The sequence below is a fragment of the Ideonella margarita genome (assembly GCF_038066635.1).
GTDB classification, from domain to species: domain Bacteria; phylum Pseudomonadota; class Gammaproteobacteria; order Burkholderiales; family Burkholderiaceae_C; genus Ideonella; species Ideonella margarita.
In genome coordinates, this window is record NZ_JBBUTI010000004.1 from 108599 (window position 1) to 121637 (window position 13039).

At 67.0% G+C, this 13039-nt stretch carries 11 protein-coding genes; all 11 read left to right on the top strand.

All coding sequences use genetic code 11. From position 1 onward, the window contains the following. Window positions 1-80: 80 nt before the first annotated feature. The 11 genes from AACH00_RS05860 to AACH00_RS05910 all read left to right on the top strand — a co-directional run bounded on the left by AACH00_RS05860 (window position 81) and on the right by AACH00_RS05910 (window position 13025). Window positions 81-2174 carry a 3-hydroxyacyl-CoA dehydrogenase NAD-binding domain-containing protein gene (locus AACH00_RS05860; protein ID WP_341398153.1) on the top strand — a complete coding sequence of 698 codons (2094 nt, stop codon included), beginning with the start codon at window positions 81-83 and terminating at the stop codon, window positions 2172-2174. A 37-nt stretch (window positions 2175-2211) separates the two neighbouring features. After that, window positions 2212-3387 (top strand): acetyl-CoA C-acyltransferase, encoded by a 1176-nt coding sequence (locus AACH00_RS05865; protein ID WP_341398154.1) that lies wholly within the window; start codon window positions 2212-2214, stop codon window positions 3385-3387. A gap of 32 nt (window positions 3388-3419) precedes the next feature. Beyond that, window positions 3420-3845: a PaaI family thioesterase gene (locus tag AACH00_RS05870; RefSeq protein ID WP_341398155.1), complete on the top strand. Its 426-nt coding sequence runs from the start codon at window positions 3420-3422 to the stop codon at window positions 3843-3845. 86 nt (window positions 3846-3931) lie between these two features. Beyond that, complete coding sequence (locus AACH00_RS05875; protein WP_341398156.1) at window positions 3932-5794, top strand: acyl-CoA dehydrogenase family protein; 1863 nt, start codon at window positions 3932-3934, stop codon at window positions 5792-5794. Between the two features lie 21 nt (window positions 5795-5815). Beyond that, entirely contained in the window at window positions 5816-6607 is a 792-nt protein-coding gene (locus AACH00_RS05880; RefSeq protein WP_341398157.1) for an SDR family oxidoreductase, read from the top strand. 7 nt (window positions 6608-6614) lie between these two features. Beyond that, complete coding sequence (locus AACH00_RS05885; RefSeq protein WP_341398158.1) at window positions 6615-7091, top strand: PaaI family thioesterase; 477 nt, start codon at window positions 6615-6617, stop codon at window positions 7089-7091. A gap of 16 nt (window positions 7092-7107) precedes the next feature. Then, complete coding sequence (locus AACH00_RS05890) at window positions 7108-8127, top strand: NADP-dependent oxidoreductase (protein WP_341398159.1); 1020 nt, start codon at window positions 7108-7110, stop codon at window positions 8125-8127. Next, on the top strand, window positions 8127-8630 hold the full coding sequence (locus AACH00_RS05895; protein ID WP_341398160.1) for a GNAT family N-acetyltransferase: 504 nt from the start codon (window positions 8127-8129) through the stop codon (window positions 8628-8630). The genes AACH00_RS05890 and AACH00_RS05895 overlap by 1 nt, the downstream gene beginning before the upstream one ends. Further along, window positions 8618-9583 carry a glutathione S-transferase family protein gene (locus tag AACH00_RS05900; protein ID WP_341398161.1) on the top strand — a complete coding sequence of 322 codons (966 nt, stop codon included), beginning with the start codon at window positions 8618-8620 and terminating at the stop codon, window positions 9581-9583. Before AACH00_RS05895 ends, AACH00_RS05900 begins: the two co-directional genes overlap by 13 nt. Window positions 9584-9614: 31 nt before the next feature. Then, complete coding sequence (locus AACH00_RS05905) at window positions 9615-10517, top strand: SDR family oxidoreductase (protein WP_341398162.1); 903 nt, start codon at window positions 9615-9617, stop codon at window positions 10515-10517. 159 nt (window positions 10518-10676) lie between these two features. Beyond that, window positions 10677-13025, top strand: coding sequence for a Tex family protein (locus AACH00_RS05910; RefSeq protein WP_341398163.1), 2349 nt, complete (start codon window positions 10677-10679; stop codon window positions 13023-13025). The last annotated feature ends 14 nt before the right edge of the window (window positions 13026-13039 follow it).

The following is a 13039-nucleotide window of genomic DNA, read 5'->3' on the forward strand; positions in this document are numbered from 1 at the left end:
CATCAATCGCCGGGGAAAGCTTTCTAGAATCGAACGGTCGTTCTTTTTTGAACCCCGCCTCACCCAAAGGACATCCCAACATGAGTGCCAGCTACGAGACCCGCGGCCCGGTGGCCGTCATCACGCTGAACAACCCGCCCGTCAATGGTCTGGGGCATGCCACCCGCCTGGCCGTGGCCCAGGGCGTGGCGCAGGCGCAGGCTGACGCCGCGGTTCAGGCGATCATCATCACCGGTGCCGGCAAGGCCTTTTCGGGTGGCGCTGACATCCGTGAGTTTGGCTCGCCCAAGGCGCTGGCCGAGCCCAACCTGCTGTCGCTGATCCGCCTGCTGGAGCTGTGCACCAAGCCCGTGATCGCCGCCGTGCACAGCGTGGCCATGGGTGGTGGCCTGGAGCTGGCGCTGGGCTGCCATTACCGCGTCGCCCTGCCGGGTGCGCAGATTGCGTTGCCGGAAGTGAAGATCGGCCTGCTGCCGGGCGCCGGTGGCACGCAGCGCCTGCCGCGCGTGCTGGGCGTTGAAACCGCGCTGAACATGATCGTCAGCGGTGACGCCGTGAAGAGCGAGGTGCTGGCCGGCCTGCCGGGCCAGAAGCTGTTCGACCGCATGATCGACGGCGACCTGATGGAAGGCGCCCTCGCCTTCGCGCTGGAGGTGGCGGCCGTGCGTCCGCTGCCGCTGGTGCGCGACATCAAGGCTCGCCACGCCAATGCCGACGGCTACTTCCAGTTCGCCCGCAACACCGTGAAGGCGATGGCCCGCAACTTCCCCGCGCCAGCCAAGTGCGTGGACGCCGTGGAAGCGTCGGTCAAGAAGTCGTTCGACGACGGCATGGCGGTGGAGCGCGAGTTGTTCCTCGCCCTGATGACCACGCCAGAGTGCAAGGCCCTGCGCCACGCCTTCTTCGCCGAGCGCGCCGCCAGCAAGATCGGCGATGTGCCGGACGACACGCCGGTGCGCCCCATCAACAAGGTGGCCGTGATCGGCGCCGGCACGATGGGTGGCGGCATCGCCATGAACTTCCTGAACGCCGGCACGCCCGTGGTGATGCTGGAGATGAAGCAGGAAGCGCTGGACCGCGGCGTGGCCACGATCCGCAAGAACTACGAATCCCAGGTCAAGAAGGGCAAGCTGAAGGCGGACAAGTACGAACAGCGCATGGCCCTGCTGACCACCACGCTGAGCTACGACACCATCGGCGACGCTGATCTGGTGATCGAAGCCGTGTTCGAGGACATCGGCGTGAAGCAGGCCGTGTTCACCGAACTCGACCGCGTGATGAAGCCGGGTGCCATCCTGGCCTCCAACACCTCCACGCTCGACGTGAACAAGATCGCCTCGTTCACCAAGCGTCCGCAGGACGTGGTGGGCATGCACTTCTTCAGCCCCGCCAACGTGATGAAGCTGCTGGAAGTGGTGCGTGGCGCGGCCACCGCCAAGGACGTGCTGGCCACGGTGATGCAGCTGGGCAAGAAGATCAAGAAGACCTGCGTGGTTTCGGGCGTGTGCGACGGCTTCATCGGCAACCGCATGATCGAGCAGTACAGCCGCCAGGCCGGTTTCCTGCTGGAAGAAGGCTGCACGCCGGCACAGGTCGACAAGGCGGTCGAGAAGTTCGGCTTCGCGATGGGCCCGTTCCGCATGGGTGACCTGGCCGGCAATGACGTGGGCTGGTACATCCGCAAGCGCCGCTATGTGGAAAAGCCGGATCTGCGTTACAGCAAGACCGCGGACCTGCTCTGCGAGATGGGCCGCTTCGGCCAGAAGACGCAGGCCGGCTGGTACGACTACGCCGTCGGCAAGCGCGACGCCATTCCTTCACCGGTGGTCGACCAGATGATTGCCGACTACCGCAAGGAAGTGGGCATCACGCCGCGCAAGATCAGCGATGACGAGATCGTGCACCGCCTGGTCTATGCGCTGGTGAACGAAGCCGCGCGCCTGCTGGAAGAGGGCATCGCCCAGCGCGCCTCCGACGTCGACATGGTGTACCTGACGGGTTACGGCTTCCCGCTGCACCGTGGCGGCCCGATGTGCTACGCCGACACCGTGGGCCTCTACAACGTGGTGCAGACCATGCATCGTTTTGCGGCCAACCCGCATGACGACGCCGAGTTCTGGCAGCCCGCGCCCCTGCTGGCCAAGCTGGTCGCCGAAGGCAAGTCCTTCAGCTGATCGCCGCACCTCGCAACACCCGAATCCAGGAATAGTCATGACCAACGCCGTCATTGTTTCGACCGCACGCACGCCTCTGGCCAAGAGCTGGAAGGGCGCCTTCAACATGACCCACGGCGCCACGCTGGGTGGCCACGTCGTCAAGGCCGCCGTCGAGCGCGCCGGGATTGACCCGGCCGTCATCGAAGACGTGCTGATGGGCTGCGCCACGCCGGAAGGCGCGACCGGCGCCAACATCGCCCGCCAGGTGGCCCTGCGCGCCGGCTTGCCGGTCACGGCCAGCGGCGTCACGGTGAACCGCTTCTGCTCCAGCGGCCTGCAAACCATCGCGATGGCGGCCCAGCGCATCATCGCCGGCGAGGGCGACGCCTATGTCGCCGGTGGCGTGGAAAGCATCTCCTGCGTGCAGCAGGAAATGAACACCCACATGCTGCAGGAGAGCTGGCTGAAGGCCAACAAGCCGGAGATCTACTGGTCGATGCTGCAGACCGCCGAGAACGTGGCCAAGCGCTACAACATCTCGAAGGACCGCATGGACGAGTACGGCGCCGCCAGCCAGCAGAAGGCCTGCGCGGCCCAGGCTGCCGGCCTGTTCGACGCCGAGATGGTGCCGATCACCGTGACGGCCGGTGTGGCCGACAAGGTGCTGGGCCTGCGCACCAAGGAAGTCACCGTGACGGCCGACGAAGGCCTGCGTGAAGGCACCACGGTGGAAGCCGTGCGCGGCATCCGCACGGCCATGCCGGGTGGTGTGGTGAGCGCCGGCAACGCCAGCCAGTTCAGCGATGGCGGCGGTGCCTGCGTGCTGGTCAGCGACACCTATGCGCAGCAGAAGGGCCTGACCCCGCTGGGCCGCTTCCTGGGCTTTGCCGTGGCTGGTTGCGAGCCTGACGAAATGGGCATCGGCCCGGTGTTCGCCGTGCCCAAGGTGCTCAAGCGCCTGGGCCTGACGGTGGACGACATCGACCTGTGGGAGCTGAACGAAGCGTTCGCCGTGCAGGTGCTGTACTGCGCCGACACGCTGGGCATTCCGATGGATCGCCTGAACGTGAACGGCGGCGCGATTGCCGTGGGCCACCCCTACGGCGTGTCGGGCCAGCGCCTGACCGGCCATGCGCTGATCGAAGGCAAGCGCCGCGGCGCCAAGCGCGTCTGCGTGACGATGTGCATCGGTGGCGGCATGGGCGCTGCGGGCGTCTTCGAAGTGCTGTGACACCCGACTGAGCCGCCTGAAGGAGCGCCGCCATGCAGATCGATCTCGATACCTTGCGGCACTTCTTCTCGCTGGCGCCGTTCCTGGTTGACCTGGGCGTGGAGGCCGTGGGTGTGGCGCCGGGGGAGGTTCAAAGCCGCCTGGTGCTGCAGCCGCGGCATTTGCAGCACACCGGCCAGGCCCATGCCGGCGTGCTGGCCACGCTGGCTGACCACAGCATGGGCGCGGCAGCGCAAACCATGGCACCCGAGGGCCTGTGGGTGGTGACGGCCGAGCTCAAGACCAGCCTGCTGCGTCCGGCCCGCGGGCCGGAGCTGATCTGCGAAGCCGTGGTGCTCAAGCCCGGCCGCAGCTTGAGCTTCACCGAGGCCATGGTCTGGTCGGTGGACGCCACGGGGCAGCGCACCCTGGTGATGAAGGCGTCAGCCACGATGGCCATGGTGGCGCAGTCAGCCTGAACGTCAGATAGCCGTCTCCGGGCGGGTGGCCGGTAACGCTGCCGCCGCCCTGTTCGAACATTCACATTTGCACGAAAGCGGTTGCCATGCGCCCGATCGTTGACTTCCTCCTGAATGACTGGCTGAACGTGACCTCGCTCACCGAGCGTGCCCGTTTTGCCGATCACGGCGCCGAGACCTTTGCCCAGGTGCTGGACACCTGCGAACGCATCGCCCGCGAGAAATACGCCCCGTTCAACCGGCTGGTGGACACCCAGGAGCCGCACTTCGACGGCGAGAAGGTGACGCTGCCGCAGGCCACGCACGACGCGTGGAAGGCCTATGCCGAGTCCGGCATGCTGAGCGCCGCCCAGGATTACGACATCGGCGGCATGCAATTGCCGTATGTGGTCGAGGCGGCGGCGAATGGCTTCTTCGGCAAGGCCTCGGTGAGCATCGGCGCGGGCATGCTGACCACCGGCAATGCGAACCTGCTGATGGCCCACGGCTCGCCGCTGCAGCAGCAGGTGTTTGCGCTGAACGAGTTCAGCGGCCGCTTCTCGGGCACGATGTGTCTGTCGGAGCCGCAGGCCGGCTCCAGCCTGTCGGATGTGGCCACCCGCGCCACGCCGGACGGCGCTGGCTTCGAGCAGGACCCGCTCGGGGCCCGCTTCCGTCTGGTCGGCAACAAGATGTGGATCTCGGCCGGCGAGCATGAGCTCACTGAGAACATCATCCACCTGGTGCTGGCAAAGATTCCGGGTGAGGACGGCAAGCTGGTGCCCGGCGTCAAGGGCATTTCCCTGTTCATCGTGCCCAAGCACATGGTGGGCACCGACGGCGCGCTGACGGGCGAACGCAACGACGTGGTGCTGGCCGGCCTGAACCACAAATGCGGCTGGCGCGGCACCACCAACACGCTGCTGAACTTCGGCGAAGGCAAGTTCAAGCCGCAAGGGCAGGGCGGCGCCATTGGCTACCTGGTGGGTGAGCCGGGCCAGGGCCTGAAGTACATGTTCCACATGATGAACGAGGCCCGCATCGGCGTCGGCATCGCGGCCACCATGCTGGGCATGGCGGGTTATGAAGCGTCGCTGGCCTATGCCCGCCAGCGCCCGCAGGGCCGGCCGATTGCCGGGGCGGGCGCGCAGGCAGAGAGCGGACCGAAGGTGACCAAGGACGCAGCTCGCCCGCAGGTGCCGATCATCGAGCACGCCGACGTGAAGCGCATGCTGCTGGCGCAGAAGTCGTATTGCGAAGGCGCGCTGGCGCTGGAGCTGTATTGCGCCCGCTTGGTGGACGAAGCCCATACCGGCACGCCCGAGGCCGCCGCCGAGGCGAGCCTGCTGCTGGAAGTGCTGACGCCGATCGCCAAGAGCTGGCCGAGCGAGTGGTGCCTGGAGGCCAACAGCCTGGCCATCCAGGTGCACGGTGGCTACGGCTACACCCGAGACTTCCCGGTCGAGCAGTACTGGCGCGACAACCGCCTGAACATGATCCACGAGGGCACCCACGGCATTCAGGCACTTGACCTGCTGGGCCGCAAGGTGGTGATGCAGGGCGGCGCCGGCCTGAAGCTGCTGGCCGGCCGCATGAGCGACACCATCACCCGCGCCGGTCAGGTGGACGGCCTGGCCGCCATGGCCAACGGGCTGGCCGCCGCGGTGCAGCAACTGGGCGCCGCGACCAAATCGGCCTGGGCCACCGGCAACCCGGAAGAAGCGCTGGCAAACGCCACGCCCTACCTGCAGGCCTTTGGCCATGTGGTGCTGAGCTGGATCTGGCTGGAGCTGGCGCTGGTGGCCAAGGCCTCGCAGCCGGTCACCGATGAGCACGCGGCCCGCAACGCCGGCCTGCTGGCCGCGGCCCGGTATTTCCATGTTTATGAGTTGCCCAAGATTGGCGCCTGGTTGAACGTGGTGGCGGCGCGCGAGCCCGTCTGCCGCGAGATGCAAGACGCCTGGTTCTGAATTCATGAGGAGACACACCCGATGAGCACCCCCATTTCCACCCTGATGAACCTGTCTGGCCGCACCGCGCTGGTGACGGGCGGCTCCCGCGGCCTCGGCCTGCAGATCGCCGAGAGCCTGGGCGAAGCCGGCGCGAAGATCATGCTGAGCTCACGCAAGGCCGCTGACCTGGAAGAGGCCGTGGCCGCACTGCAGGCCAAGGGCATTGATGCCCGCTGGGTGGCGGGCGACGCCAGCAACCCGGCTGACGCCGAGCGCATCGTGAACGACACGATGGAACGCCTGGGCCACATCGACATCCTGGTGAATAACGCCGGTGCCACCTGGGGCGCACCGGCCGAAGATCACCCGCTGGAGGCCTGGGACAAGGTGATGAACCTGAACATCCGCAGCCTGTTCGTGATCAGCCAGCTGGTGGCCAAGGCCAGCATGATTCCGCGGGGTCGTGGTCGCATCATCAATGTGGCGTCCATCGCCGGCCTGGGCGGCAACCCCACGGAGATGAAGACCATCGCCTACAACACCAGCAAGGGCGCGGTGGTGAACTTCACCCGTGCGCTGGCAGGCGAGTGGGGCGCGCACGGCATCACGGTGAACGCGCTGGCGCCGGGCTTCTTCCCGAGCAAGATGACCAAGGGCCTGCTGGCCGCGCTGGGCGAAGACAAGATGGCCGCCAAGGCGCCGCTGCGTCGCATCGGCGATGACGACGACCTGAAGGGCGCAGCGCTGCTGTTTGCCTCCGATGCGGGCAAGCACATCACCGGCCAGATTCTTGCGGTGGATGGCGGTGTCAGCGCCATCCATGCCGGATGATGGCGGGATGAATCAAGCCCCATCCACACTCTCATTCCCGGTGCGCATCCCCTTCGTCGAACAGCTGGGCCTGGAGCTGCACGCCTGCGGCCAGGGCGCCAGCGAGTTGCGCGTTGATCTGACCGAGGCCCACCTGAATTCCTGGGAAGTGGCCCACGGCGGCGTGCTGATGACGATGCTCGACGTGGCCATGGCCATGGCGGCGCGCAGCGAGGATCTGAGTGGTCCGGGCTGCGCCACCATCGAGATGAAGACCAGCTTCCTGCGGCCCGGTGAAGGCGAATTGCGGGCCCTGGGCCAACTGCTGCACCGCACCGCCACGATGGCCTTCTGCGAGGCCCGCGTGGTGAACGGTGACGGCGCGCTGGTGGCCCATGCCACCGGCACCTTCAAGTACCTGCGTGCGCTGCCCGCCAAGGGCCGCACGCTCAAACCATTGCAACGTGCAGACGGCCTCTCGGGGCCGGCTGTCGACCAACCCTGAAACGGAAACCGACATCATGACCACCCTCAATCGTCAAATCCATCTGGTATCCCGCCCGGCCGGTGAGCCCAGCGCTGACAACTTCAAGCTCGTCGAAGTGCCGGTCGAGGCCCTGGCGGAGGGCGAAGTGCTGGTGCGCAACCACTACCTGAGCCTGGACCCGTACATGCGCGGCCGCATGAACGAGAGCAAGAGCTACGCACAACCGCAACCGCTGAACGACGTGATGATCGGTGGCACGGTGGGCGAGGTGGTGGCCTCCCGCAATGAGCACTTCAAGGAAGGCGACAAGGTCGTGGGCATGGGCGGCTGGCAGGAATACCAGCGCGTGAATGCCAACCAGCGCGGCGTGCTGCAGAAGGTCGACACGACCCACATCCCGCTGTCGGCCTACCTGGGCGCCGTCGGCATGCCCGGCGTGACGGGCTGGTACGGCCTGGTCAAGATCATCAACCCGAAGGCCGGCGAAACCGTGGTGGTGAGTGCCGCCAGCGGCGCCGTGGGTGGCGCGGTGGGCCAGCTGGCCAAGGCCCGCGGCTGCCGCGTGGTGGGCATTGCCGGCGGCCCGGCCAAGTGCGAGGCCGTGGTGAAGGAATTGGGCTTTGACGCCTGCATCGACTACAAGGCCCACAACGATGTGCGCTCGCTGTCCAAGGCACTGAAGGAAGCCTGCCCGGACGGCATCGACGGTTACTTCGAGAACGTCGGCGGCATGATCCTCGACGCCGTGATGCTGCGCGCCAATGCCTTCAGCCGCATCGCCTTCTGCGGGATGATTTCCGGCTACAACGGCGAGCCGATCCCGATGACCAACCCGTCGCTCATCCTCGTCAACCGCATGAAGCTTGAAGGCTTCATCGTCAGCGAGCACATGGAAGTGTGGCCCGAGGCGTTGAAAGAGCTGGGCGGCATGGTGGCCACCGGCAAGTTCAAGTACCGCGAAACCGTGGCCGACGGCATTGCCGCCGCCCCCGAAGCCTTCCTCGGCCTGCTGAAAGGCCGGAACTTCGGCAAGCAGCTGGTCAAGCTGATCTGATGAGCATGGCGCCTGTCTCGCCGCCGGCCATCCGCTGGAGCTGGGTGCGCTTTGAAGACCTGGGCCTGCAGGGCCTGTACGACGCGCTGCAACTGCGCGCCCGGGTGTTCATTCTCGAGCAGGGGCCCTACCTGGACCCCGATGGGCTCGACCAGCACAGCTGGCACCTGCTTGGCCGCCTGGCGCAGCCCCACCAAGGGCTGCCGGCCGGCGAGCTGGTGCTGTACCTGCGGGCGGTAGACCCCGGGCACAAGTACGACGAGCCGTCGCTGGGTCGCGTCGTGAGCCACCCGGCGGTGCGCGGCAGCGGCCTCGGCCGTGCGCTGGTGCAGGAGGGTGTGGCCAGCTGCGACCGCACCTGGCCGGGCCAGGCCAACCACATCAGCGCGCAGGCCCACCTCGCGAAGTTCTACGGCGAGTTCGGCTACCAGCCATGTTCCGAGGTTTACCTCGAGGACGACATCCCCCACCTGTCGATGCTGAGGCCACCATGCCCGATCTGACCCCCGAGGCCGATGGCTTCGTGCTGCACCACTACGCCGGCTCGCCGTTCTCGCAGAAGATCCGCTGGCTGATAGGCTGGCACGGCCTGCACTGGCACAGCGTCAACGTGCCGGCCATCATGCCCAAGCCTGACGTGGTGGCGCTGACCGGCGGCTACCGCAAGACGCCGTTCCTGCAGCGCGGCGCAGACATCTGGTGTGACTCTGCGTTGATGGCCAAGGTGCTTGACGCGCACGGCCGGGCAGATGCCACGCTGTTCCCCGCAGCCACCCGTGGCCAGGCTGAAACGCTGGCGCAGTGGGCCGACAGCAGCCTGTTCTGGTGCGCCATTCCCTACGCCATGCAGCCCGCCGGCATCGGTGCGCTGCTGGGCAACCCGCCGCCCGAGGTGCTGAAGGCCTTCGCTGCCGACCGGGCGGCCTTCACGCCTGACATGCGCCGGCCCACCGTGGCCGACGCGGGTGCTGCGCTGCGCACTTACCTGGCGCGGCTGGAGCAGATGCTGAGCGCCAATCCCGGCGGCTTCCTGCTGGGCAGCCAGCCCTGCATCGCTGATCTGAGCGCGGCGCAGAGCGTTTGGTTCGTGCGCCGGGCCGGATCGCCCGTGGCTGATGTGCTGCAGCCGTTCACGCTTGTTGCCGCCTGGTTCGACCGCGTGGCGGTCTTCGGTGAAGGCCAGGCATCGCGGCTGTCGTCGGCTGACGCGATTGCGCAGGCCCACGCTGCTGCGCAGGCAGGCCGCCATGTGCCGGTGCATGTGGCCCAAGGCCAAGGCCTGGAAGCTGGTGCTGCGGTGCAGGTGTGCGCCACCGATTGCGGCCGCGACGTGATCAGCGGTGAGCTGGTGGGCCTGACCGATGACGAGATCGTGCTGGCGCGCGAGGACGAGCGCGCAGGCCGTGTGCATGTGCATTTCCCCCGGCTGGGCTTTGATGTGCGTGCCGCACGCTGATGCCCACCCATTCCAAGAGCAAGGAGACACCATGAAAAGCTTCAAGGGCCGCACCGCGGTCATCACCGGCGCGGCGTCCGGCTTCGGCCTCGAGGCCTCTCGCATCGCCGCCCGCGAGGGCATGAACGTGGTCATGGCTGACGTGCAGCAGAGCGCGCTTGATGCCGCGGCCGCCGAGATCACCGCACTGGGCGCGCAGGTGCTGCCGTTCCAGCTGGATGTGTCGAAGGCCGATCAGGTGGAGGCGCTGGCCATCGCTACGCGCAACACCTTCGGTGTGCCGCATTTCGTGTTCAACAACGCCGGTGTGGGCGCGGGTGGCCTGATCTGGGAACACACGCAGAAGGACTGGGAATGGGTCATCGGCGTCAACCTGATGGGCGTGGCCCACGGCGTGCGCCTGTTCACGCCGATGATGCTGGAAGCGGCCGCCGCAGACCCTGATTACGAGGGCCACATCGTCAACACCGCTTCGATGGCCGGCATGCTGAACGCGCCGAACATGGGCGTCTACAACGTCACCAAGCACGCGGTGGTGTCCTTGAGCGAAACGCTGTATCAAGACCTGGCGCTGGTGACTGACCAGGTCTCCGCCAGCGTGCTGTGCCCGTTCTTCGTGCCCACCGGCATCCACCAGAGCCACCGCAACCGGCCGGATGACATGCGCGAGAAGGTGCGCCCGACGCGCAGCCAGCTGATCGCGCAGGCGATGAGCGACAAGGCCGTCACCAGCGGCAAGATCAGCGCGGCCGAGGTGATGGGCTTCGTGTTTGACGCCATGCGTGAGCGCCGCTTCTACGTGTTCAGCCACCCCCATGCGCTGGGCGGTGTGCAGACCCGTCTGGAAGACGTGATGCAGCTGCGCAACCCGACTGACCCGTTCAAGGACCGCCCCGAGCTGGGTGATCAGTTGCGCGCGCAACTTCGGGCCTGATATCGGGCGTTGCAGCGGGCTGGATGGCGGGCCTGACGCCTTTGTTGCGGCTCAGCCCGCGCTCCGGCCCGATTTCACGGCGGCCCGCCCGGTGCAAACCGGGCGGGCCGCTGCGTTCTGGCAAACTCGCGCGCTCACCGCACACCTGAGCGACAAGTTTTGGAAAAGATCCTGCTGCAAATTGCCGCCGAACTGAAGGTTCGGCCGGCCCAAGTGACTGCCGCCGTGAACCTGCTGGATGGCGGCGCCACCGTGCCCTTCATCGCTCGTTACCGCAAGGAGGCCACCGACGGCCTCGACGACATCCAGCTGCGTGAGCTTGAAAGCCGCCTGGGCTACCTGCGTGAGCTGGAAGACCGCCGCGCGGCCGTGCTCAAGAGCATTGATGAACAAGGCAAGCTGACGCCCGAGCTGCGTCAGGCCATCGAGCTGGTGCCCACCAAGCAGGAGCTGGAAGACCTCTACCTGCCGTACAAGCCCAAGCGCCGCACCAAGGGCATGATCGCCCGCGAAGCCGGCCTGGAGCCGCTGGCCGACAAGCTGTTTGCCGACCCGCTGCTGGAGCCGGCCGCCGAGGCCGCGGCCTTCATCAACGCTGAGCTGGGCTTTGCCGATGCGTTCGCTGTGCTCGACGGCGTGCGCGACCTGCTGAGCGAGCGCTGGGCCGAAGACGCCGCGCTGGTCAAGACGCTGCGCGAATGGCTGTGGGCCGAGGGCCTGTTCAAGTCGAAGGTGATGGACGGCAAGGACGTCAACAACCCCGACGTGGCCAAGTTCCGTGACTATTTCGACTACGACGAACCGATCCGCACCGTGCCCTCGCACCGGGCGCTGGCGGTGTTCCGTGGCCGCACCCAGGAATTCCTCGACGCCAAGCTGGTGCTCGACGAAGAGGTGGTGCCGGGCCAGCCGACGCTGGCCGAAGGCCGCATCGCCACCCATCTGGGCTGGCGGCATGGCAAGCGTGCGGGCGACGAGCTGATCCGCAAGACCATCGCCTGGACCTGGAAGGTCAAGCTGGCGTTGAGCCTGGAGCGTGATCTGTTCAGCCGCCTGCGCGAAGAGGCCGAGAAGGTTGCGATCAAGGTGTTCAGCGAAAACCTGCGCGACCTGCTGCTGGCCGCGCCGGCCGGCAAGCGCGTGGTGATGGGCCTGGACCCGGGCATCCGCACCGGCGTGAAGGTGGCGGTGGTGAGCGACACCGGCAAGGTGCTGGACACCCACACCGTGTACCCGCATGAGCCGCGCAAGGACTGGGAAGGTTCCATCCATGCGCTGGGCCGCCTGTGCGCCACCCACGGCGTGAACCTGATCGCCATCGGCAACGGCACGGCCAGCCGTGAAACCGACAAGCTGGCGGCCGACCTGATCAAGCGCATCCAGCAGCTGGCGCCGGGCACGCACATCGAGAAGGTGGTGGTCAGTGAAGCTGGCGCTTCGGTGTATTCGGCCTCCGAGTTCGCCTCTAAGGAGCTGCCGGACCTGGACGTGAGCCTGCGCGGTGCGGTGTCGATTGCCCGCCGCCTGCAAGACCCGCTGGCCGAGCTGGTGAAGATCGACCCGAAGAGCATCGGCGTGGGCCAGTACCAGCACGATGTGAACCAGAGCGAGCTTGCCCGCACGCTGGACACCGTGGTGGAAGACTGCGTGAACTCGGTGGGCGTGGACCTGAACACCGCCTCGGCCCCGCTGCTGGCGCAGGTGTCGGGTTTGTCGTCGGCCGTGGCCAACAGCATCGTGCGCTGGCGTGAGGCCAATGGCCGCTTCCTGAACCGCAAGCAGCTGCTCGATGTGGCGGGCCTGGGTGCCAAGACCTTCGAGCAATCGGCCGGCTTCCTGCGCATTCGCGATGGCGACAATCCGCTGGATCTGTCGGGCGTGCACCCGGAAACCTACCCGGTGGTCGAGAAGATCGTCACCGCTGCTGGTCGGCCGGTGCATGAGCTGATCGGCAACTCGGACGTGCTGCGCAAGCTGCGCCCCGAGCTGCTGGCCGATGAGCGCTTTGGCGCCATCACCGTCAAAGACATCCTGGCCGAGCTGGAAAAGCCGGGCCGTGATCCGCGCCCGGACTTCAAGGTGGCGCGCTTCAACGACGGCGTCGAAGACATCAAGGACCTGACCGAAGGCATGGTGCTGGAAGGCACGGTGTCCAACGTGGCCCAGTTCGGCGCCTTCGTCGACCTGGGCGTGCACCAGGACGGCCTGGTGCATGTGAGCCAGCTCTCCAACAAGTTCGTCACCGATGCCCGCGAGGTCGTGAAGACCGGCGACATCGTCAAGGTGCGCGTGCTGGAGGTGGATCTGTCGCGCAAGCGCATTTCGCTGACCATGAAGCTCGATGCCGCGCCCGTGCCCAAGGGCGCTGCGCGGGGTGACAACAGCTACCGCCCACCCGCACGCGGTGAGCGTGGTGCCGGTGGCTACAGCGCAGGTGGCGCCAGCAACCGTGGCCAAGCTGATTCGCCCAGCGCCATGGCGGCCGCCTTCGCCAAGCTCAAGCGCTGATCAGGGGCGGGCCA